Consider the following 21,980-nt stretch of genomic DNA (forward strand, 5'->3'; position numbering starts at 1 on the left):
CTCCGAAGGGCCAAAACCTTCATCTTTCACACAGCACCATGATCGGGAGCTGCCCTACAAACAACTCCTTCTCACGCTCAGGACACACGGAAACATGCAACTCCCCTACAGTCGGGGAAGTTGCGGCATGGTGAGTCGCATGGAACCCACCGAGAACACCGGCTTCGTTCAGGTAGTCATCCAGACCATCGGCACCCTCCACCCAGGCGCCATCAATCTCGTCGGCGACGGCCTCTACTACGACCTCAGCAAGCTCCGCAACCCGCACCACGACCCGGCGATGCGCTACCGGACCGGCCTGGACCGCGAGGTGTACCGGCATGTCGTCGACACCCCAGGCGCCAACACGGTGATCAGCCGCATCGTCGACGAAACCCAGGCCCTCATGGCGCAGCGCACCAAGAACCTCAAGCTCACACGCGTCACGATCGCGTGCCGCGGGGGTCGTCACAGGAGTGTCGCTATTGCCGAGATCGCAGCCGAGTACCTGCGCGCCGAGGGCGCCTGTGTGGAGGTCGACCACCGGCACATCGCACTGCCCGTAGTGCAGTAGGAACACTTCCGGGCTCGCCCCTCAGTGTGCCGGTGCGGCTCGCCTACCGCACCCTGAACGTATGGCCGCGCCGATCGTTGCGCACCGGCCGCTCGGCACCGGCCGCTCGGCACCGGCGGCCGACGCGTCACTGTGCGCGGGCAGATCATCGGCCTCGCGTACTCCGACCGCGACCTGGTCGAGTTCCTGCGGCAGGCCGGGATCGACGAGACGACCGCCGAGGACATGGTCGCCGGGGACTCGGCAATGATCGAATGGCGGGGCGGGCAAGCGCACCAGTACGAAGCCGCGTGACCCACATCAGGACCGGGGCGCCAGGTAGTGACAGGACGATCCGGTTCCGCGTACCGTGCGGGAGCGGCCTGCCTCGTTCGCAGCGACCCCCTCGGGGCGTGGGGAGTAACCCCTCGGCAGGCCGCACCTCTATGCTGACGCGGCGGCGCCCCGCCCACTAACCCTGGGCGGGGCGCCGCGTTGCCTGCGTCGTGTCAGCAGAAATCCCGGGCGCAGAACTCAATGCCCTCGCGGTCAATGTGGTAGCCGGGCCGCTCGTAGCCGTGGACCCATCGGACCTTGCGTCGCCAGCCATCCGCGGTCTCCCTCTCGCGGATAGTGGCCTCCATCTCGTCCGCGCTGTACTGAACGCCGTGCTCGGCTCGGATGACGACGTGCGACTGACGCAGGAAAGCCATCCAGTCAACGAGCGTAGTCAGGCCCTTTTCGGGGTGGGCTCGCATGAGGAAGCGGTGACCGTGGGCGTACTGGCCAATGTGCAGACCCTCGCCGTCCGCCTCCCCTCCGGGGAACGGGCCGAACGCGTAGTAGTTGACGCTCATGCGTCCTTCCTCTCCAGGTAGCGGTAGATGGTGGTGCGGGCGACGCCGAGTTCAGTGGCGATGTCCTGCACGGTGTGCTTGCGTTTGCCGTCCTCGCCTAGCTCGTCGTACATCTCCTGAGCGAGTTTGACCTGCCGTGGCTTCAGGGCCTGCTTCCTGCCTCCGACTCTGCCGCGGGCGCGGGCGGCTTCCAGTCCGTCACGGGTGCGTTCGACGATGAGGGCTCGCTCGAACTCCGCGATGGCGCCGAGGATCTGGAAGAACATCCGACCGGCCGGGGTGCTGGTGTCGATGCCCTGGCTCAGGACGACGAGGTTGACGCCCTTCTTGTCCAGCCTTTCTGACAGCTCGATGAGGTTCTTCAGCGAGCGTCCGAGCCGGTCGAGCTTCGTGATGACGAACTCGTCGCCGTCGCGGGCGGCGATGAGGGCCTTGTCGAGTTCGGGCCGGGAGGCGAGCTTGCCGGACGCCTTGTCCACGAAGACGGGGTCGCAGCCGGCCGCCCTGAGCGCGTCCTCCTGTGCGTCTGGGTTCTGGTCGCGGGTGGAGACCCGGCCGTATCCGATTCTCATGGGCTCACCGTAGCGATTGCGAACCCTTTCCGCTACATAGTTATGGACACGGATTTTCGACAACTTGCCCCTGCGGCGATGGAGTTGAGCGCACCACCGTCCATAGACGGTCGTTTCTCGACACTGGCCCTGCCCGAGTCAGGAGCGACGAAGGGCCCCGCTCCAAGGAGGATCGGGGCCCGCGATATGGCATGTTATCGGGGGCCATCTGTCTCAACTCCCCGCGCCCAAACCAACGTTATGCGCTAGTGGAACAGGTCCGTAGAGCTGAGCCGCCATCGGCGCCGACGTCCGCGGGGCGTCGTACCGCCCGTCGCCCGAGGAGGCGAGAGATGCGCTGACTGCGTTGAGTGGATCATTCCTGGTTCGGGATGCTGTCCGGCATGGCTGAGGAAGCGAGCGAAGGCGCCTGGGTGTGGCAGACCACCGTCGGCGGCGACAGTGACGGGGCGTGGGAGAAGGTCTGGGGCCCGGGCGCGAATCCGCTGAGCGATGCGGAGGTCGAGGTACGGCGGACGCGCCTGCTGAAGATCCTCTTCGACCCCCGGCCGGACGAATCTTGACCGCGGGCGGGCGCACCGCTCAGTCCTGCCACCAGTCAGCTGCGGCACGCCCGGTCTGGACGAACGACAACAGTGCGTTCAGCTGCTCCTCATCGATCAGGCCGTTGATCTGTGCGCCCTTCAGCAAGAGCGTCATCATGTCCACAGCGACACGTAGCGACTCTGCGATCCTGTCGTCGGTGAGCGTCAGGCCGTGTCGCAGATGTAGGGCCTCCCAGGTTTCGATCATCTGCTGCCGCCCGTCCCCGGAAGCTCGGGTGAAGAGCGGGATCACATTGGGTGGGAGGTCTCCGGTGTCCATCCTCCTCAGCCCCAGACCGAGTCCCGTCGTACTGCGGCCGACTGGGGCTGGTGGGCGACGGCCTTGGTCACGGCGGCTCCTCGTGGGGATGTTCGGGCCCTCCCGTGGGGAGCCGGGAGGGAGCGGGAAGCCCCGCCTCGCAGCGTGACGGGGCCCCGCGACAGCACCGCCCTAGCTGCCAGGTTCAGGCGGCGCCGAGCCCCTAGCGTCACACCAGAATCAGCCAGACGCTAGAGGCGTGACCGGAATTCATCAGCGTCAACAGCAGAACGCCCGCCCCTATGCGGGACGGACGTGCACCGCGGGCCCCGAGAGACCTTCCCCGCGAACGGGTCGGCTTGCGCGTCTTGCCGTGGTCCAACTGTACGCGCCCGGCGTCACCTTGACCTCCCTCGGGCCTTGCATGGCATGCAAAAGGGCCCCGCCACCTCGGTGGCGGGGCGGATCTCACTCCAGGCCGTCGGCACCCTAGCCTTCGGGTGCGGGCTCGTCCGGCTGGCCCGGCTCCTCGTGCGGCGGGGGCTCGGGCTGCGGTTCGGCCCAGCCGAGGTCGATCTGCGTGTCCATGTCGGCGCCACCCGGGTCCGGGCGGGCCGGGAGTTGGCGCGGTGGACGGTCAGGCGCCGCCGCCTCCCAGCCGCTTGTATGAGGCGGTCAACGTCAGCGCCCCCAGGCCCAGCAGGCGGCGGGACATAGGCGACGGAGTCGACGACGGTGCACTGTCGCGTCGGCACACCAGCGCATCTGGATCGCTCGGCGGGGGCTGGAGACTGTAGCCGTCCGGGCAGGTTTGACCATCCCGGCCGGGAGCACCATCGGCACCGTCACGGCCGTCCTTGCCGTCCGCGCCGGGTGGCCCGGCTGGACCGGCCGGGCCTGCAGGACCAGCAGGACCCGCGGCGCCCGTCGCACCGTCCGCCCCCGGCTGACCCGTCGCCGAGGTACCCGGTTCGCCGACCGGCCCGACCTTCCCCGGGGGACCAGTCGGCCCTGTCGTACCCACCGGGCCAGTCGGCCCGACCGGACCCGGCTCACCCTGCGGACCCGCCGGGCCCACCACCCCCTCGCCTGCTGGCCCCCGGCTCCCGGGCGGGCCCGCCACCGGGTTTCCGCCCATGTGCTGTACCTGCTGAGCCAGCGCATCACGCGCGGCATTCGACGTCTGGAGATCTGCGCGCAGCTGCATGATGGCCAGGACGATCCCGGCCAGCAGCAGCCCGAGCGTCACCGCGCCGAGCACGGCCCACGTGTCCCCGCGGCGCCACCGCCGCTCCTCCGCCCGGATCGCCGACCGCATCACGAGCCCGTCCCCTGAGTCAGCAGCAGAATCACTGGCAGGAGAATTCCGAGGATCGGCACGATCACAGCGCCGATCAGCCAACGCCTGGTGGCCACGAGCTTCTCCGTGTCCTTCTCGCGCAGCGTCTCCAGCGTCGTCACGCGCGCCGTGAGTGCCTCGTGTCGCAGGTCGTACAGCTCCCTGTCGACTTTCTTGTCGAGGCGCAGGCCGAGTTGCTGAATGTCCTCGCGGACGTCCGTGAGCCGGTCCTCAAAGCGTCTCGCGAGCTCCCCGAGGGTCGGCTCATCGGGCACGTGCTACTCCGATCCGATCAGACGCCCGGGGCCGTCGAAGCGCTGTTCTTGTCGCCGATCGCTCTGGCCAGCATCCCCTTCAGCAGGGACCCGGCGGCGGCGAGCCCGGCCGCGCCCATCGTCTGCCAGAAGCTCGCGTGAAGAACGTCGGCCGGGCCCGCGGCGACGGCGACGCCGCCGGCGGTGACGACGAATGTCGCGAGGGTGCGCTCGGCGACGTCCTTGGCGTATGTGGCGCCCGTGCGCACGATGGCGCGGGCATCGGGCAGAGAAGACATGGACATGGGTAGATCCGTTTCTGTGAGGTCACGCGTCGGCCCAAGACCCGGCGCGCAAGAATCCATGGAGGCCGCAGCACGGATAGAGCAGCGACGGCTCCAGGTGCAGCGGCTCGCGGGAGACGAGGGTGTGGCGGTCGGTTCCCTGGGCTACCCAGCGGCCCTCGCCTCCGTTAGCGGCGGGGCACCAGTGCCACACCCAGGGCATCGACTCGCCGTCAGGCCACGCGTAGCAGACGTCCTCGGAGACTCGCTTTACCGCGAGGTGAATCATCCACTGATCGGGAGGCGTCGACCGGTCCGAGGCGCCCATCGTCAGCTCGGCGTCGCGTCGTGCACGGTGACGTCGACGTCGACCACCGCGTCCGTAATGGCCTGCTGTACGGCGGCGACGAGGGTTGCGGTGTCGACGCCGGAGTGGATGTCGCCAACGGCCGTCGTCAGCGCGGTGATCGCGGCGTTCTGCGCGGAGACCTGTGTGAGGAGCGCCTTCATGCCCGAGCTGGCGCCAGTGGTGAGCCCGTACACGTCGGGGATGTGGCCGGTGCCCGCGTCGACGGACGCCTTGTCCATGACGGGGTTGCGGTAGCCGAGGATGGTGGTCGGGTCGGCGGCCGCGCCGAGGTCGGCGTAGGCGTCCTGGCCTCGCCCCTGCCCCTTGTAGGACCAGATCTTGAACGCGACGTTGTCGCGCAGGTCTTTGAGCCAGGCGTGTTCTTCCGGGGTCATGTCGTCCTCCGCGGTGCTGAAAAGGTTGGGCATGGGCCCGGGGTCGATGTGATCGTTTCCGGGCACGTGGAGGTGCCCGTAGTGGCCGCCTCGGGTGCGCCAGGTGTCGAGGGAGACGGTCTGCCGCGCCCACGCCCTGGGGGCGCCGCCGGGCCAGGTGTCGGGGATGCCGAGGGAGCGCAGCCACGCCATCAGCCGGTCCAGCCCGGCGCAGGGGGTGTCGGCGATGTCTGCGTACCGGCGGCCGTTCACGGTCTCGCCGCTGGTGAACACGGTCTCGATCTGGATGTTGTAGTCGCCGGTCCGGTTCGTCTGCTCGCCCGTCGCGTTCTTCAGAGCCAGCGCCCGGGATGAGGCGGGGAAGAACTGGGCGATCTGCCCGGTGAAGGGGTCCCACAGCAGGTGGGGGGCCATGTCGGCGCCCCCAGAAGCGAAGTAGTCGCGCTCGTGGACGTAACTCCAGTCGCTGTCGTTCGAGGTGGCGTGCCACGTCACGCGCGGCGGGCCGCCATTCATGGCCGCCGTGTTGCCGACCGGGCGGCGCTCGGCTCCCGGCATCCACAGGTCAGGCATGGCGCCTCCAGGGCATAGAGAAAGCCCCGGTCGAGGGGCGTTGAGGGCTGAACAGGGGCTACTTGGAGAGCCAGTACACGGCCAGGCGGCTAGCCGCGTCGGTCCCGGCAAATGTGTTCAAAGCGCCCCCAGAGTTCTGATATCCGGCCACATCAACCCAATCGTTGACAGCGCAGACCTGGACGGCCCACGACGTCCCGGACCAGACGCCCGCCGACGAGGTCTGCTGCTGGACGTGGCTGCCGCGGATGACAGCGCCGTTAAGGCCGAGGCGGCAGCCGCGGACACTGGTCACGTTCGCTGCGAACGCGGACATCCCAAGCAGCAGATAGGTTCCTGCGACCTGGATGGTGTAGCGGTTGGTGTTGGTGACCGTGGAGTGGCCGCCGTCGGGGTCGAGTTCCTCTGTGTCGATCGTCAGCGATGTCCACGTGTTGTTGCTGATGGACTGGGCGGACGACTGGTAGCCGTTGAAGAGCGGCCGGGCCGTCTCGAAGTCGCCGAGCGCCTTGACGTTCGCGTTCCACAGAGCGCCGGTCAAGAAGTTGCCGGGGCTCTCTGAGGCAATGACGGGCACAGTGCGGGCCATGAACGGCTCCCCTCAGTAAGCAAAGGCGACATAGTCGAATTTCGCCGAGTTGTCCCAGGTGGTGGGGTCGGTGAACCCGGCGGGCAGTGGTTCGCACACGATGTCGCCGGAGGTGTGGCTCTTGGTGGTGGCTCCGGTGAGGGTGATCACGGCAGTGGTCCAGCCGGGGCTTGTCGCGCCGACCGCGCTGATAGTCACGGTCTCCTGGTTCGGGGTGTTCTGGCCGAGGACCAGCTGCTGGCCCGGCCACAGCTGCTGGGACGCAAGGTTCGTGTTGTCCTGCCCGGCGTTGATGGTGATCGACGTGACGCCGGCCCCTGGCGAACCCGACAAGGTGGTGTGGAACGCCGCGAAGATCCCGTAGGGAGTGAGGTCGGCCGGGGACAGCTGGAGTGTGACCACTGCATCTGCGCCGTCGTCCAACTGCATCGCGATGGACTCGACGAAGCAGTCGACTTGGACGGCCGGGACGCCGGGCGGGCGCCGCATCACCCTGACCCGCGTGCCGAGTTCGAGGCTCAACAGCACTGGCCATAGCATCGGGTTCGCCGACGGGTGCAGCCTGATCGAGCTGACGCGGGTAGCGGGGTTCTTGTAGCGGGACAACAGGTAGGCCGCGGCATCCTGGCATTCCAGGGCCGATGAGGAATTCACCGACCGGGACAGCGTGCTGGGGAAGTATCGCGTGACGGATGCGGCGTCGTTGGCGGTGAACGTCTGCCCCGACCCGGACTGGGTGACGGTGACCTCGTTTGCCAGGCGGGTGGCGTCGAAGTCCATCTTGCAGTCTTCATAGGGGAACTCGGCGAGTTCCGGCTTCTCCCCAAACGTCCAGGTAGGGACGGTCGCGTTGTAGCGGGCGCCGCGGGAGCGGAACGTTGCCCAGCCCTCCCGCGATATGAAGTGCTCGCCACCCTCGGTTTCGGTCACTGCCTGCAGCGCGCTGACCGCATCCTGGCCCGCCAGGTTTGCCGGGCCCATCGACGTGGTCAGCCCGGGCTGTGTGACACGGACGCCGGCATACCCGGCCCAGCCGAGGATCCGTGTCCACCGGTCCTGGGTGGGCTCGCCTGCGAGGGAGTTCTTCCATGCCGAGTAGATGGCTTGGTTGTCCGCGTTGCTGAACCAACCAGGGAACTCAACCGCGAACGCAACATCTCCGACGAAATTGTCGCCAGCTGCCCCTCCGAGCCCGATGTCGTACCAGGCGCCGATGCTGTCGCTGACGAGCCCCGTGGGGGTGACTGCGGGGTCGAGGCTCGTCCAGAACCAGTCGTTGCCGTCGAGTGACACGCGCGCCCGGGCGTTCGCGGCGTCGTAGGAGAAGAGGGCCCAGTGCCAGTTCCCGTCCGTCACGGTGGGGAAGGTGCCGTCATTTCGCGTGAACGTCATCCCGACCGAGACGTTTGTGGGGCCGCCGATGACCAGGATGAGGCGGCCGGTCGAGGAGACCGACAGGAAGATCCGACTGCCGGTGGCGAGTGCCCCGGTCGATGCGTGCTGGCGGTCCATGCAGGACCAGATGATCGCCGCGTCCGACGGTGTCGGGCCTGTGTACCGGAAGGCGACGGCGCGCGTCCACTGGGCGGGGTTCGCGGGCCCTGTGATCCCGGACGTGGTGAGGTCGATGATGCTGGATGCAAAGATGCCGCCCACGCCCGGGCTCGGGTTCGTGATCGTGGTGACTGTCGCCCCGCCGCTTCCGGTGAAGATTCCGTTGACGGTGTCGGCTGCGGTGATCTGCGTTCCCGGGGTAATGCTCCCGGGTCCGGTCTTCGAATTGGCGATCTTTGCTGCGGGGTATACGCCCAGCCGGTCTGCGAACGTCAGCGATCCTGTGGGATCGCTCAGCTGGAAGAGGAAGCGGGCCGAGAACGCCCCGAGCGACAGCTGCTCGGTCAGGACATCGGAAAGCTGCACCCTCGACAGGAGCGCGAACGCGTCCACGCAGGTCGGGCTGACTGTGCCGTAGGTTCCGGACATCTCCCACTCCGGGCTCCACCGCTCGACGAAACCGGTGTAGACCGAATACCAGACGCCGGGTGCGACCCATGAGGAGGCAGCCGACCCCTTCTCCAGCTGCCAGCCGTCGACTTGGACGCTGCAGGTTGCCGCAGCCGTGGCCGCGAGCGCCACCCCCACGTCGATGCCCATGGCTCCGGCCGGAGCGGTCGCGGTCACGGTCACCTGCGTCCAGCCCGCTGTCGTACTGCCGGTGAGCACGGTGGTGGTGCCGTAGGTGATCGAGGAGGCGGTGGCCCCGGCTGCCATGTACCAGCCCATGAAAGCCGCTACCGAGAGGCTCGTGGAGGCGGTCACGTTCCGGACCTGCATCTGCATCGTGTACGTCTGGCCGGGGATCGCCGAGAAGCGGGGTGTGTGCCCAATCCGGGAGGGGGACGTCGACCCGGACGGCACGGCGAACTGGAAGACCCGGCCGCCCTGCCAGGCGGTCGCCGTCGCGACGATCGACCCGCCCGTCGTGTCGGTGATGGAGAACATGTCGGGGCCGACGCCCGAGCTGTCGAATGTCCCCAGCGCATAGCCGCCCAGGTCGCCGCCGGTGGCGTGGACCTGGTCCAGCAGGTTGCGGGTTGCTGGCCACTGGGCGCGGACCCGGTAGGGCTCGTAGGGCGCGATCCGTCCGTACCAGGGGCCGGATGAATTGGTGGGGTCGAGTGCACTGTCGGTGTTGGCGAGGCGGGTTGTCATCTCCCCGGAGCGGACCTGGTCGAGCTCGTACTGGCGGCCCCGCGTCGTGGACGTGGCGCCTCGGGTGCGGTCGGTGACCTCGACGTATCGGTCCTGGGGTGCGTTGGCCGAGTTGGCGTCCCAGTAGGCCCCCCACCCGTGTTCCACTGTCGGCCAGCCAGGGTTGGCCTGACCGCCGAGCTGGGTGTTGATGTGGCCGATCGCAGCGACCAGTCCGGCAACCTCCGTGGCCCCGGCCGACGTCTGGAAGCTCACGGTCATCGCGGGGGCGGACGCCGACCAGCTGTAGGCGCTGGAGGTCTGGGTGGTCCAGGTGACGCCGTCTGGTGCGGTGGCGGCGGTCCAGGTGCCTGCGGATTCGCTGATCTTCCACCAGCGGTGGGTGTGCGGATCGTAGGACGGCAGCGTCGTGGTGACGGTGCTGCCCGCGGTCTGGAGCGTGAACTTGAGGATGCCGGATTCGACGCGGATCGCAACGCTGTTGTTGGCGTCGACGCGCAGCACCAACGCCGTCTTCGTGTTGCCGGCCCCGTTGGGTACGGCGGCGATCTGGGCGTAGATGCTGCTGGAGGTCGCGTCGTACAGCGTCGTCGAGCCAAACGAGTTGCTAGTGCCGCTGACCGTGGGCTGCGCCAGCGTCACCAGGTCGTTCGTCGCGTCGAGGGCTGCCGTGCCGGTGATCGAGTTCCACAGGGCGGTGTTGATGACTGCTGCCGTGAACGGCTCAACCAGCGTAGCCAACTTAGGGTTGGGCACCTGCACCTCCAGAAGAGAGCGATGGGGGCGCCCGGTGGCGCTCAGCGGCCCCGGTAGCCGGGGTAGGTGACGGAGTTGCGTCCGCCGCGGCGCAGGAACGACTCCTCGACCTCGCGGGCGATGCCGTCGATCGTCGCGACGCTGCCCGACACCTTGATCTCGTAGTGGTTGTGGATCACTGTGCTGGTCGCGCCTCCCCCACCGCGCCCAGCCAGGGCCAGCCCGGGCGTTGCCCCCACGACCGCGGCCCCGGTGACGGCGCCGGCGAGGCTGCGGGCCGAGTTGACGGCGTGGACGGCGCCACTGTCGACGCCCTTGGCCAACCCCTTGGGGATCCAGGTGCCGATCGACTCGAACACCCGGCTGGGTGATTTGATCCCGAGGGCGTGCTTGATGGCCTTCTGCATGGCGAGGGCGATCCGCATCATCTGCTTCTCGATCGCCGCTTCCTGCGACTGCAACCCCTTGACCAGGCCCTGGGCGGACTTGATCCCGGCGCCGTACATCGAGTCCGCGACTGCCGCGCCCGTGGAGTTCGCGGCGCCCTTGAGGCTCGACTGGAGTTTGTTCATCTCCTGGATCTGGCCCTTGGTGCCCGCAGCCAGAGCCTGCACAGTGGCACCGGCCTGGTCCACGCCCGCCGTGGCAAGCTGCTGAACCATGTCGCTGGACAGGCCCTTCTTCTGCAGGGCGCGGAGGTTCGCCGCGAACTGCTGAGCCTGGGCGACCTTCTGCCGCATCTGGTCGACGACGTCGAAGCTGTTGACGCCTCGGCCCTCGGGCGCGGCGGTGATGACCGAGGCGCCCTGCATGATGCCCTGGGCGACGCTGTCCCGCTCCTTCGTCCAGTCTTTCTGCAGGTCGGACAGCCGCTTCTGGGCGTCCTTCAGCCTGCTCGCCACCGTGTCCCGGTTGTGGGCGAGTCGCATCATCAGCGCGTTGTCCTTGTTGATGACCCGCTGAAGATCCTTGTGGTGGGAGCCAAAACTGGTGTACAGATCGCGCGCGATGCGTTCCGTGGCCGCCCGCACCCTCGCCGTCGAACCGGTCAGGCCCGAGATGAGGCCGTGCATGACATAGGCGCCGAGCTGCTTGAACTTGGTCGACGGGGACTGGATGCCCAGCTCGGTGGAGAACGCGGCGACCGTGACCTTGCCGACGTTCCGCGCGGTGCGCTGCACGGACGCGAAGCCGCTGCCCATGCCCGCCACAAGCCCCTGAATGATCATCTGGCCTGCGCCGTGCAGCAGCACCCGGTCCCTGGCGGGCGGGCCCTTCCACGACGGCAGCATGTCAGTGAGCCCACCCAAGGCTGATTTGACGCTGCCGAACGCCGACTTGATGCCATTGACAAAGCCGCTGACCACACGCTTGCCCGCATCCAGCAGCCACTGGCCCGCGCCAGACAGAGCGTTGGTGGCGATGCTCTTGATGCTGGACAGCAGCTTGCCGATGCCGCCGACCGCCGACGAGACGGCGCTCTTCGCCCCGTTGATCGCGCCGGTGATGGTGCTGCGGATACCCGACCACACCGACGAAGCGACGCTGCGGATCCCGTTCATCGTGCCGGACCAGAGCGACTTGATCACACCGAGGGTGCCCGTGACGACCGCCCGGGCGCCGTTGAGCGCGTTGCGGAACGTTCCCAAAGTCGCCGCCAGGGCCAGCGACACCACGGCCTTGATCGCGTCCATCGCAACGTGGAACGCCGCCTTGAGCGCATTCAGGACAGCCACAGTCGCCGTCTTGATCGCACCCCAGGTTGCCGACCAGATCATCTGGAACCACGTCGTCTTGGTGGCCACCCATATGATCGCCGCCACCAGCGCGATCAGGGCGATCACGATCAAGGTGATCGGATTCGCGTTCATGGCCGCGTCGAGCGCCCACTGGGCAGCGGTCGCGACCTTCGTGGCGACCGTCGTGGCGACGAGCTGGATCTTCTGCCAGGCCGTCGCCGCCGCACTCCGCAGAGCAGCCGCAGCGGAAACAAGCATAGACTTCGCGAAATCTAGGCTGGCGATGGCCGCGGTTTTCATGGCGAGGCCGACACTCTTCAGCCCCGTGACCATGCCGGACCAAGCAGCCCTACCGGCATTCGCGGTCGCCGTTCCTACCGACCGCCCGAAGTTGGCAACTGCCCGGCCAGCGGAGGCCGCCCCGGACTTGATGCCGTCCCAGGCGTACATGGCGCGCAGCCGTGCCGTGTCGAAGGCGCCGGAGGCGCCCGAGGCGACGCGGCCCCATGGCACCTTGCCGATGGCTGTGCCGATGCCGCCGATCGCCTTGACGAAGGGGGTCAGGGCGCTGCCGATGAACTTGAGCACCGAGCCGGTAAGGATAACGCCGATCATGATGGCGAGGGCCTTGGTGGCGGTCTTGTGCTTCTCGAACCAGTTGATGGTCGAGACGATGATCGGAATGAGCTTGGTGCCCACCACGATCGCCGCCGTCGTGACGGTCTCCTTGAGGCGGCCCATCTGGACGTTGAAGGACTGCTGCGTGATCTTCCAGCCCTCGACGTCCTTCCCGGCATCGGTGAACGACTCGCCGACCTTGTCAACGCGGTCCTTGAAGCCTTCGGTGTTCTCCCCGGTGAGCTGAAGCGTCGTGTTGAGGCCGATGGCCCCACCCGTCAGTTTCTTGATCGCTTCGGTGTACGTCTGGGCGGAAGGACCGCCCCTCTTGAGCTCCGCAGAGAACCCGTTGGTCTTGTTCTGCAACGTGGCGTACTGGGACAACAAGTTCGCCTGCTCGGGCGGAAGAGCCTTCAACTCCTTGCGCCAGTCGCCGAGCGAGATGGAGCCCTTTGAGTAGGACGTCGCCAACTTCTGCAGACTGGGCGGCATGCTCTTGATCATCTGGTCGGCATCTGCCGCCGCCTGCTTGGTCTTGTTGAACGAGTCCAACAAGACGGTGCCGGACTTGCCCATCTTGCCCAGCACCGTCTGGGAAAGCAGGTCGAGCGTGCCGGTCAGCCCGCGCTTGCCGAGTTTCGTGGACACATCTGTCGACGACAGGCCCAGGCGCTGCATCTCCTGGACGGCGACATTATTGGGCGCGGCCAAGTTCTTGATGGTGGAGGCGAGCTCCTGGGTAGCCTCGCGCGCGCTGGTGCCGTGCTGGCTGAGGGTGGCGATGGCGCCGCCAACCTCGGCGAAGCTGACCTTGTTGGCGGAGGCGATAGGGATGACCGTCGAGAGGCTGCCCGCGAACTCCTGCATGGTCATCTTGCCTTCACCGGCAGACGTCTTGATCGCGTTCATGACGCGGACGGAGTCGGTCGCCTTCAGGTGGTACGACGCCATCACCGACGTCATCGCATTGGTGACGTCCTTGAGGTCCGCACCCTCCTCACGGGCCCCCTGTGCGGCGGCGCGTAGCACCTTCAGCCCGTCGCCCGCCCGGTAGCCGGCCTTCTCGACCTGGTACATGCCTTCGGCGAGCTGGCTTGTTGACGTGCCGGTCTCGCGGGCGAGGGACAGGACCCCGTCGGAGACCATCTTCAGCTTCGCCGAGGATTCACCGCAGGCGGTGACCAGCAGGTTCATCTGCTGCTGGAAGTCACCGGCCGCCTTGACGCCGTAGGCGACGAAGCCAAGGCCGACCATCGTGGTGGCCTTGCCGACCTTGGTGAGCATGCCGCCGAGGCCGCCCATGCGCTGGGTGAAGGACTCACCGGTCTGCCCGGCCTGGGTCATGCCGCGGGTGAACTGGCCCGTCTCGGCCCGCAGGCGGACAAAAAGATCTGCAACTTCGGCCACCGTGCACCGCCTTCCTGCTCGGGCGGTGCGGGATTCAGGTCAGACGCGGGGCCAGCCGACGCGGAATACCGTGCGGTACAGCTGCGGGGCCACGATGGTGGAGCCGAATTTGAAGGCGGGCTGCAGGAACGGGTAGGTTGCGCCGTTCTTGAGGCCCGTCTCCAGGTAGAGGCCGTACTTGCTCGCGGGAGTGCGGCCGTAGGGCGGGTTGATTCCGACGCCGGTGCCGACCTTCGTCTCCCAGCCCCCGGCGAGGGGAACAATGGGGCTGTGGGTGATGGACCGGCGCAGGGTGCCGGATATCACTGCTGGCCCCGTTCCAGGTGAGGCGGGCGTCGGTGTGCCGCGTTTGTGCGCCCCGACGCTTGCGTTGATCTTTGCCTGGCGCTCGATGGCGCGGGCAAGCTGGGTGAGGACCGTGCGGGACTTGAGCTGTCCTTCGCGGTTGATCTCGGCCATCAAGTGGCGGAATACGCCCGCCCTCAGCTCCATCACTCACCCCCTGGACTGGCGGTTCGCCTTCGCCTCGGCTCTTTTCGCCTCACGGTCCTCTTGTTCGGCGATCATGCCGATGATGTCGAGGCAGTAGCGGCGCACATAGAGCGGGGTGGCCTGGAGCTGCTCCCACGACCAGTGCATGCGCCGCATTAGGACGTAGTCGGCCCATTCGGCTGGGGCGTCGTCGCTGCCCCACGTCCCCTCAATGATCGATTCGATCGGGAGTAGGACGTCCTCGTAGTACGGGGAGCCGGGGCCTACTGAGGGTCCGCGACCTGGGCGATCGTCTCCATCACCTTATTGATCACCCGCACGGGCATCCGGCTGATGTTGTCTACGGTGATGGCGCCCAGCCGCACCTGAGTGTCCTGAGACTCGCTGAGCGACTCGAACAGGGCCACTGGATCGGCGTCCTCGCCCAGGTCTGGCCCTGTCTGCGCGCACGCGTCGTACACCTTCCAGGCGACGATCACGCGCGCGAACACCTTGTACATGGCCTGCTGGGCTGCGTTCGAGTCGAGGGGCTCGCCCTTGTCGTCGACCGGCACGTCCTCGGGGGTGATTTCGCTGGGGGGCAGGAGCTGCGGGTTGCGCATGAGGACGGACACATCGTCGCCGAGGTCGGGGAACTGCAGCAGGACATAGGGGGTGGTGTAGCCGGACATGAGGGTCTCCTGTGCTGAGGGCGTTGAGGGCGTGAAGCCTCGGCCGTGCCGCGACGCCCTCATGCGCGGGCACGGCCGAGGGGTCGGTCAGAACGCGGCGGTCGTCCAGTTCTTCAGCACGGCCTGGATGGCGCCGGCGTCGGTCGCGTTGTAGATGCCGGCGACCTCGAAGTCCGCGGTCACGTACATGCCGGACTTGTCGTAGCCGCCCTTGGACCAGCCGGGTGTCGTGGTGGTCAGCGTCAGCGATGCGCCACCGGACGTGATGGGCTGAGTCAGTACCGCCGACGTCGGGGAGGTCTGCAGGGCCTGGAGGTACTGGTTGTAGTCGGTGTCGTTCTCGTAGATCGCCTTGTACTTGATTTCGGCATCGAGGACGCCGGTGAACACCTCGCGCGGCTGCTGGGTGCCGTTGGAGGCGTGGATGGCGTCGATGTCCCGCTTGAGGGTGAGATCGTAGGACAGGCCGCGGGTGCTGCTGCCGCCGGAGTTGGTCATGGCCCACTGCCAGCCGAGCAGCGGCTGCACGCTCGTGAAGGTGGGCGCGGCCAGGCCGGTCTGGACGGCGCCGATCCAGCCGGTGAGCTTGGCGTCGAGGGTGGCCATGCCCTTTGGGTCGATCTTGATGCCGACCTCGGAGAGCATGCAGCCCGGGTAGCCCCACGTCTCGTAGACGTTGTAGTCGACGAATGAGTAGGTCGGCTTGGCCACGGTGGTGGACTGCTTGAAGGTGTGCGTGGTCTGGCCGAGGACCGTGACTGCGGAGCTGTGAGCCTTGGTCAGGCCACCCGCCGGGGTGGTGATCGGGATCGTGTACGGGCCGGACCCCGACGGGGTACCGGTGATCGCGTACTCCAGGTTCCCGGCTGTGTCGATCGCGATGGTCGTCCCGAGGGGGATGCTGGCCGCAGTCGAAATGGACGTGGCGCCGATGATCGTCGATGAGGACAGGGTCGTGGAGACGCCCGCGGTGACCGTGTCGGGTCCGATGACGCGCAGCAGGTAGCCGATGCAGTCCGGGTAGGCCGACAGCTCCAGGGACGCGGTCGTCTCTCCCGTGCCCTGGTAAAGGCCCTGCAGCCCAGTGTCGTTAGCCCGGTAGCTTTCGTCCTTGAGCTGCGCGTATTCGATATTGAAGTCGGACTTGGTGACCGGCAGGTAGAAGGTCGGCGCCAGGAACGTGCCCTGGGTGACCTCCTTGGCGATGCCGATCCATCCGAGCCGGGAGAGAAGCGTCACTGCGGCTCACCTCCCTTGGTGTCCTCGGTGTCCGCGATGGTCTTCTTGGGTCGGCGCGTGAGCGGCGGCGCGTTCTTGGCCGTCTCGTCGTCGGTCGGGGCGTCGGGCTCGTCGTCGAGGGCGGTCCAGCCGTCGAGGAGTTCCGGGCGGTCGGTGGTGCCGCCGGGCTCGACGGTGTATGGCGGGGTCTCAGGCTCGGTGTCGGTGGCAGGCGTGGCCACGAAGGTCCATGCGTGCGTGGTGTCGTTGCGCTGGCGCACAGGGCTCTCCCGGTATCGGGGCGTGGGAAAGCCCCCGGCCAGACGGTCCGGGGGCTGAATGGGGAGGGGGCGGTCAGCCGTTGATCTCGGCGTCGTCCGCGGAGTAGCTGATCAGGCACGTCAGGTCGGCCCTGTTCTGCATGCTCGCGACGGGGTCGGCGAAGTCGACGCTGACCTCGGCGGGGTCCTCAGCGACGCTCAGGAAGCGGCCGCCGTGAGTCTTGTCCATGAACAGGCCGCCGACGCGCAGCAGCACGAGATCCACGGCTGCGTCCAGGGCACGCTGCACGTCCTCGGCGGAGCCCGTAGGCGACGACTGCGGCCAGGTGATCCGCAGCTCGAACTGGTGGCGGGCCATGCGGCGGATGTGCGCGGTGCGGACCTCCTGGAAGCGGCGGCGACAGACGTACAACGAGTTTTTGCGGGCGGCCGGGGTGCGCGGCTGGTACGCCTGCACGACGTCGAACGGACCGCCTTGGCTGGCCAGCAGGGCGGGCAACCCGTCGGCCGGGTCGGCAGCGGCGAGCCAAGCCGCTTCCCGGTCGACCGCGTCGGCTGACGTCACAACGGCCCCTTAGGTGCGCTGGTAGTTGGAGAGGATCGTCTCGGCCTGCCCGGCGAGGACACCCCGGTCGTGTCCGAACTGGGTTCCCGCCGGGTCGATTTCGCCCAGCACCAGGGAGGCTGCCAGGAGCTTGCAGCCGCGCCCCAGGTCGGCGGGCACCGTGGCGTAGCCGCCGCCGTAGGTGACGCGAACCAGGGACCCCACTGGCAGGAACGTGCCGAGGCTGAACCAGATGTGCCCGGAATCCGCTTCGGCGCCGATCAGGGAGGTCGAAGCGACCGTCTGCGTTCCGCCGTAGGAGCGCAGGATGGTGACCTGAAGGCCCGTGTACGTCCACATCTCCGGATACCGGGGTGCGTACTCGTTCAGCCACACGTGCCGCACCTGGTCACCGGCGCCGAGGGCGTTGGAGTAGGAGCGGCCCAGAGTGCCTTGCAGGTCCATCGGCATGGATGCGGCGTCGGTGTACTCGTCCGGGTCGATACCTTGCGCCCGGTGTGACTCCGGCACTCCCGTGAACGGGGCGAGGCGCCGGCCGCACATGCCTTCCGCCAGCCGGGTCGCCTCGATCATCAGGTCGTCCAGCGCGCTGATGCTGTAGTCGCGGACCAGGTCGGCGAACTGCCCGGTCTGCATGTCTGCCGCTGTGGCGAGCGGGACCGGGGAGTCCGCGGGCATCGGCTACTCCGGCTTGCTGGCGGCGGTCTTGCGCGCCGCGGTCTTCTTGGCGGTCGGCTTGGGCGCCTCGGTGTCCTGGGTTTTCGGGTCCACCTCGGAGAACTCCGGGTTGGCCTCGGGGTCGTCGTTGTGCGCCTGGGCTGCGTCGAGGTCTAGGTCCTCATCCGCGCCGCCGTCCTCGCTGGCCTCCCCCCTGGAGGCGAGGGAGAAGCCGCCGTCGGGGATGGCCAGGAGTTCTTCGGCCTCCTCGTGGGGCATCTCGACGACCGCGCCGTCCTCGGGCCAGACGTGGCCGAGTGAGTCGCTGCCCGCCTGGTCCTTCTTGATCAAAGGCATGTGCCCTCCTCGGGCATTCCCAGGGCCGGCTATCACCCGGGCTCTGGGGGAAGGGTGAGGCTGCGGCCGGCTCGCGCCGAGACCCGGCCGCAGCAGCGGGTTCGTCAGCTGGTCAGCGACGAGGAGACGCGGGTGATGCGGCCGGTGTACTTGGGCGCGCGCACCGCGAGGGCGCAGTCGGAGACGATGGCATACGGCATCTGGTCCGGGGCCGCCGTCGTCGGGTACACGTCCAGGGGCTCCAGCTCGCGCACGTAGGGCCGCAGCAGGAACTGGGGGTCGCGGGCGATCAGGTAGATGTTTTCCGAACCCGCGGCCTGCGGCTTCATGGACGTGTTGGTGCCGACGTAGGCGGCAGGTCCGGCCGCCGGGACGGTCGAGCCGTTCTTCGGTGTGAGCTTGGCGCCGTCGTCCACGATCGAGGTGGTGAGGACCGGGGTGACGCCGTCGGCGGCGATCCCGACGGTGGCATCGACGTAGCCCAGGAACGTCTCAGCTCCGGTGGAAGTCGAGCGGAACACCTTGTACAGGTTCGGCTGGGCACCGTCGTAGGCCGCCGGAGTGGAGAACGACAGGGTGACGGTGGAGGTCGCACCGGTCGTGGTCTGGGAGACTTCGGTGGAGGGCAGGATCTCGCCCTGGCGGGCGATGACCGGCGCGATCTGGTAGTAGTACGTGGCTGCGGCCAGCGTCCCGCCGGTGGTCGCGGTCGCCGTGGTGACCGTGCCCATCTGGTAAGAGCGGGCCGACAGGAACGACGACGTGACCAGCGGAATGCCGCGGTACGACTGCACGTTGAGACCGGCGGCGACCTCGGTGGGCGTGAGGTAGCGCTGGCTGGCGATGGCGAGCTGCGCGATCCGCGACTCGGCGGTGGAGCTCATCACGAACATCCAGCCCGAACCGTTGATCTTCATGGCCGCCTGCTGCTCCACCATGTCGATCAGCTTGTCGAGCCAGCCCAGCGACAGCGACGCATTCGCCGCATCCGTGGCGTTCTGGGTGCCGCCCGAGAACGTCGACACCAGGCTGTCCAGGCCGTCGAACTGCGGGTAGCCGCCGAGCGCGGTCGAGCTGGAGTTGCCCCACAGGACCGCATTCTCAATGTCCCAGTACAGGCCCTGGATGGAGCCCTCGATCTCCTGGGCGCGCAGGTCGCCCGCCAGGCCGCGGGTGACAGCCTGCGCGTAGCCGGTGACCGCGCCCACGGACTGCAGGTTGCGGATGGTGAAACTGTTCTGCACGTAGGTGGAGTTGGAGACGGGCCGGGCGCCGCCGTCGGAGACGAAGCCACCGGCCGCGCGGGCAGTGCGCTGGTTGAAGTAGTAGACGTTGCTGTCCCACTTGCGGGACGGGATGGCCCGCACCAGCGGGGCGTAGCGGCGCTGGTACTCCAGCAGCAGCGGGTCGACGATGGTCGGGGTGAGGGCTGCTGCGCCAGCGGCGGTCAGCGCCTCGCGGAGGTCCGCGTTGGTGCTCATGGGGGTGCCTTTCTCGGCAAGGTCTGGGTATGGCAAAGCCCCGCACACCAGGTGTGGGCGGGGCCGGGTGACCATCGCTGCCGGGCGGCACCAGCGGTCCGCTGGCGGTCAGGTGGGGCGGTGCTGCGTCAGGACGAGGCGGCCTTCGTGCCGAGGATCGCGTTGACGGTCGCAGGCGACGCGTACTGGCGGAACTCCTCGTCGGTGTACTCGTGCAGCGGCTTCTGCGGCCATCCCTCGGGGATGCCGCTGGCTGGCGCGGTGCCGGTTTCGGCGACCGGGGTGACCAGGCCCTTGCGGGCGGGGCCGCCGGTGGCCTCGACGTGCTCCTGCACGGCGTGGGGCAGTGCCGCCTTGATGCCCTCGGCGACCAGCCGCTCGATGCGCTGGTCCTCGGTCTCCGTCACAGCGACCGGCTCCGGCGCCCGGGTGGCGGTCTCCGCGACCGGCTCGGCCGGTGCCGTCTCCACGGGAGCCGCGGCGGCCGGCTGGGGGGCGAAGCGGGCCAGCAGCTGCTGGAACTGGTCGTCGCTCAGGTGGACCCCACCGGCGGCGGGGGCGGCAGCAGTCTCTGCTGCGGTGTTGGGCTCCGCCATGGCGGGCTCCTCCTCGGGTGGGGTGGTCTCGGCGTCCGGTACCTCCGGTGCCGAAGATTCAACGGCCGCCGCGGCGGCCTTGAGGGTGAGGGCCTCGTTGATGAGGGCGGCGGTGACGTAGACGCCGGGGGCGAGCAGTCCGGACTCGTGCAGGAGCGCCCAGTGCCCGGCGGTGACCGGCTCGCCGGCAACGGCTGCGGGAAGCGACTCCATGGCGTCGTCCGAGCTCACGTCGTCCTCGTCTGTCTTGCAGTGCGCGCAGGACTCGCACTCGCACGGGCAGTTGCCGGGCGTCTCGGGGATGGCGCAGCCGCAGCCGCACGGGCAGACGGCTCCTGCGGCGCTGCCCGGTTCGGCGTCGCCGTTAGGCTCGCCGGGGATGTCGACGTCGCCATCCATGTCCGGGTCGATGCCGAGCAGGGCCTGACACGCGCCCGCCATCGCCGCCCGGCCGACCGCGTCGAGGTCGTGGGGGTCGAGGCTGTACGAGGAGACCGTGACCGTGGTGGGGCCGTTCGTCAGCGAGACGTACAGGTTTCCGGCGTCGGCCGCGTCCATGCCCCAGCATTCGGCGAGCGCCTCGGTGACCTCGGCGGCCGGGTCGATCAGCCACCCTTCCTGGGCGGCGACGGTCACCCCGAACGCCTTGAGGGCCTTCACGATCCGCTGCTTGATCCGCTTGAGCTGCGCTGCGGTGTAGAGGCAGGCATTGTCGGCCTGGCCGATGTACGACCAGGCCGCCTTGGCCCGGGCCTTCGTTGAGAGGTCGTATCGCTTCTGCTTGTCCTTCTGGTAGCCCGGGTCCGCGAAGGGGCCCTGCTCGCTGCCGGAGGCTGTCGCCTCGCTGTCGGCCTCGTTGATGGTCGTCTGCACCAGCGCCTCCTGCACTGACTCGGTGATGAGCATCCGTTCGGATGCCGCCTCCTCAGCGCCGTCTGCGCCTGCGGGGGTGAAGCTGTCGACCCGCGCGCCCAGCACCCCGGGCTTGCGGGTGAAGTCGAGCCCGTCGAGCTCCAGGTCGTCCGCCGTCTCCACCGGCGTGCCGTCCGGGCCGGGCTGGCTCCGCACCTTGCCGACCCAGGCGCCGCGGATGGACACGCCCCGCAGGAAGGGGGTGCCGCTGCGGGTGTCGACGAGGGAGGCAATGGTGCGGGCGGGGCCGGTGTCGGCGAGGTCCGCTACGTAGCGGGCGCGCCCGTCCTCGTCTTGTTCCATCGCGGTGATGCGGCCGACGATTTGGGTGGAGTCGTCGTCAGCGGCATGGTGGGTGAGCATGGTGAGCGGCTGCTCGCCGTCGGCGATGCGTTCCTGGGCGCGGGCCACGGCCTTGCCGATGGCTTCGGCGGTGTACAGGCGTCCGTTGCGGCTCACCCCGGGTACGAGGGCGATGCCTGAGACGGTCCCGATCCGGCTCTCCGTAACGGCGGCGGTCATCGCGGTCACCGCCCCACCAGGCTGATCGACGCGCCGGGGAAGGCCGGGTTCGTGCCACCCAGCGTCCAGCTGACGCGGCAGAAGTGTGGCAGCACCATCGAGCCGAGGCCGCCGATATGCAGTCCACAGCTGACGTTGGTGAAGTTGGGCGCCGATGTCAGCTGGGTGACCTTGGCGACCTGGGGGAACCAGTGGCCGTCCAGATCCTGTACGTCGATCTGTACATCCAGTGTCGGGCTGGTGCCCGTCGAGGTCCCGGCGACGTACACCGGGAGCCACAGGTCGGTGACGTCGCCGATCGAGATCGGTCCGCTGTCGCCGTTAACGCTGAGCGTGGTCGTGCCCGACCCGTTGAGCTTCCACAGGGTGCGGGCGGCAGACGGATTGGCGCCGCTCATGGTCATGCTCC

The 21,980-nt window shown here is 68.2% G+C and carries 24 protein-coding genes; 3 read left to right on the forward strand and 21 right to left on the reverse strand.

Going from position 1 to position 21,980, the window contains the following annotated elements; translation table 11 throughout:
* Positions 1 to 139 precede the first annotated feature (139 nt).
* Both ACFWA7_RS19755 and ACFWA7_RS19760 read left to right on the forward strand, forming a co-directional pair.
* Complete coding sequence (locus ACFWA7_RS19755; protein ID WP_385824167.1) at positions 140 to 553, forward strand: hypothetical protein; 414 nt, start codon at positions 140 to 142, stop codon at positions 551 to 553.
* Between the two features lie 132 nt (positions 554 to 685).
* Positions 686 to 847, forward strand: coding sequence for a hypothetical protein (locus ACFWA7_RS19760; protein WP_385824169.1), 162 nt, complete (start codon positions 686 to 688; stop codon positions 845 to 847).
* A 194-nt stretch (positions 848 to 1,041) separates the two neighbouring features.
* Here the strand turns inward: ACFWA7_RS19760 and ACFWA7_RS19765 are convergent, their stop codons facing one another.
* Both ACFWA7_RS19765 and ACFWA7_RS19770 read right to left on the reverse strand, forming a co-directional pair.
* A complete protein-coding gene (locus ACFWA7_RS19765) occupies positions 1,042 to 1,389 on the reverse strand; it encodes a hypothetical protein (RefSeq protein ID WP_385824171.1) in 348 nt (115 codons plus the stop codon).
* Complete coding sequence (locus ACFWA7_RS19770; protein WP_385824173.1) at positions 1,386 to 1,961, reverse strand: recombinase family protein; 576 nt, start codon at positions 1,959 to 1,961, stop codon at positions 1,386 to 1,388. The genes ACFWA7_RS19765 and ACFWA7_RS19770 overlap by 4 nt, the downstream gene beginning before the upstream one ends.
* A 383-nt stretch (positions 1,962 to 2,344) precedes the next feature.
* On the opposite strand from ACFWA7_RS19770, the gene ACFWA7_RS19775 reads away from it, so the two are divergent.
* Complete coding sequence (locus ACFWA7_RS19775; protein WP_385824175.1) at positions 2,345 to 2,524, forward strand: hypothetical protein; 180 nt, start codon at positions 2,345 to 2,347, stop codon at positions 2,522 to 2,524.
* A gap of 19 nt (positions 2,525 to 2,543) precedes the next feature.
* Here ACFWA7_RS19775 and ACFWA7_RS19780 read toward each other — a convergent pair whose 3' ends face one another.
* The 19 genes from ACFWA7_RS19780 to ACFWA7_RS19870 form a co-directional block, all read right to left on the reverse strand.
* On the reverse strand, positions 2,544 to 2,825 hold the full coding sequence (locus ACFWA7_RS19780; RefSeq protein WP_385824177.1) for a hypothetical protein: 282 nt from the start codon (positions 2,823 to 2,825) through the stop codon (positions 2,544 to 2,546).
* Between the two features lie 1,296 nt (positions 2,826 to 4,121).
* Complete coding sequence (locus tag ACFWA7_RS19785; RefSeq protein WP_385824179.1) at positions 4,122 to 4,418, reverse strand: hypothetical protein; 297 nt, start codon at positions 4,416 to 4,418, stop codon at positions 4,122 to 4,124.
* A 17-nt stretch (positions 4,419 to 4,435) separates the two neighbouring features.
* Positions 4,436 to 4,702 carry a hypothetical protein gene (locus tag ACFWA7_RS19790; protein ID WP_385824181.1) on the reverse strand — a complete coding sequence of 89 codons (267 nt, stop codon included), beginning with the start codon at positions 4,700 to 4,702 and terminating at the stop codon, positions 4,436 to 4,438.
* 22 nt (positions 4,703 to 4,724) lie between these two features.
* On the reverse strand, positions 4,725 to 4,970 hold the full coding sequence (locus ACFWA7_RS19795; RefSeq protein ID WP_385824183.1) for a hypothetical protein: 246 nt from the start codon (positions 4,968 to 4,970) through the stop codon (positions 4,725 to 4,727).
* 41 nt (positions 4,971 to 5,011) lie between these two features.
* The gene (locus ACFWA7_RS19800; protein ID WP_385824185.1) at positions 5,012 to 5,998 is read right to left on the reverse strand and encodes a hypothetical protein; all 987 of its coding nucleotides are present in this window, start codon (positions 5,996 to 5,998) and stop codon (positions 5,012 to 5,014) included.
* A gap of 58 nt (positions 5,999 to 6,056) precedes the next feature.
* On the reverse strand, positions 6,057 to 6,587 hold the full coding sequence (locus ACFWA7_RS19805; protein WP_385824187.1) for a hypothetical protein: 531 nt from the start codon (positions 6,585 to 6,587) through the stop codon (positions 6,057 to 6,059).
* 12 nt (positions 6,588 to 6,599) lie between these two features.
* Entirely contained in the window at positions 6,600 to 10,040 is a 3,441-nt protein-coding gene (locus ACFWA7_RS19810; protein ID WP_385824189.1) for a hypothetical protein, read from the reverse strand.
* Positions 10,041 to 10,096: 56 nt separating this feature from the next.
* On the reverse strand, positions 10,097 to 13,819 hold the full coding sequence (locus tag ACFWA7_RS19815) for a phage tail tape measure protein (RefSeq protein ID WP_385824191.1): 3,723 nt from the start codon (positions 13,817 to 13,819) through the stop codon (positions 10,097 to 10,099).
* Positions 13,820 to 13,858: 39 nt separating this feature from the next.
* Positions 13,859 to 14,278, reverse strand: a complete 420-nt coding sequence (locus ACFWA7_RS19820) for a hypothetical protein (protein ID WP_385824193.1) — start codon at positions 14,276 to 14,278, stop codon at positions 13,859 to 13,861.
* Between the two features lie 36 nt (positions 14,279 to 14,314).
* Positions 14,315 to 14,458, reverse strand: a complete 144-nt coding sequence (locus ACFWA7_RS19825) for a hypothetical protein (protein ID WP_385824195.1) — start codon at positions 14,456 to 14,458, stop codon at positions 14,315 to 14,317.
* A gap of 116 nt (positions 14,459 to 14,574) precedes the next feature.
* Positions 14,575 to 14,982: a hypothetical protein gene (locus ACFWA7_RS19830; protein ID WP_385824197.1), complete on the reverse strand. Its 408-nt coding sequence runs from the start codon at positions 14,980 to 14,982 to the stop codon at positions 14,575 to 14,577.
* A gap of 87 nt (positions 14,983 to 15,069) precedes the next feature.
* The gene (locus ACFWA7_RS19835; RefSeq protein ID WP_385824199.1) at positions 15,070 to 16,221 is read right to left on the reverse strand and encodes a phage tail tube protein; all 1,152 of its coding nucleotides are present in this window, start codon (positions 16,219 to 16,221) and stop codon (positions 15,070 to 15,072) included.
* A complete protein-coding gene (locus ACFWA7_RS19840) occupies positions 16,218 to 16,481 on the reverse strand; it encodes a hypothetical protein (protein ID WP_385824201.1) in 264 nt (87 codons plus the stop codon). The genes ACFWA7_RS19835 and ACFWA7_RS19840 overlap by 4 nt, the downstream gene beginning before the upstream one ends.
* A gap of 73 nt (positions 16,482 to 16,554) precedes the next feature.
* Positions 16,555 to 17,046, reverse strand: a complete 492-nt coding sequence (locus ACFWA7_RS19845) for a hypothetical protein (protein ID WP_385824203.1) — start codon at positions 17,044 to 17,046, stop codon at positions 16,555 to 16,557.
* A 9-nt stretch (positions 17,047 to 17,055) separates the two neighbouring features.
* A complete protein-coding gene (locus tag ACFWA7_RS19850; protein ID WP_385824205.1) occupies positions 17,056 to 17,724 on the reverse strand; it encodes a hypothetical protein in 669 nt (222 codons plus the stop codon).
* 3 nt (positions 17,725 to 17,727) lie between these two features.
* Entirely contained in the window at positions 17,728 to 18,060 is a 333-nt protein-coding gene (locus tag ACFWA7_RS19855; protein ID WP_385824207.1) for a hypothetical protein, read from the reverse strand.
* A gap of 104 nt (positions 18,061 to 18,164) precedes the next feature.
* Complete coding sequence (locus ACFWA7_RS19860; protein WP_385824209.1) at positions 18,165 to 19,541, reverse strand: hypothetical protein; 1,377 nt, start codon at positions 19,539 to 19,541, stop codon at positions 18,165 to 18,167.
* 128 nt (positions 19,542 to 19,669) lie between these two features.
* Entirely contained in the window at positions 19,670 to 21,571 is a 1,902-nt protein-coding gene (locus ACFWA7_RS19865; RefSeq protein WP_385824211.1) for a DUF6582 domain-containing protein, read from the reverse strand.
* Between the two features lie 5 nt (positions 21,572 to 21,576).
* A complete protein-coding gene (locus ACFWA7_RS19870) occupies positions 21,577 to 21,969 on the reverse strand; it encodes a hypothetical protein (RefSeq protein WP_385824213.1) in 393 nt (130 codons plus the stop codon).
* Positions 21,970 to 21,980 lie beyond the last annotated feature (11 nt).

Source organism: Streptomyces sp. NPDC059994 (genome assembly GCF_042737755.1).
Classification (GTDB): domain Bacteria; phylum Actinomycetota; class Actinomycetes; order Streptomycetales; family Streptomycetaceae; genus Streptomyces.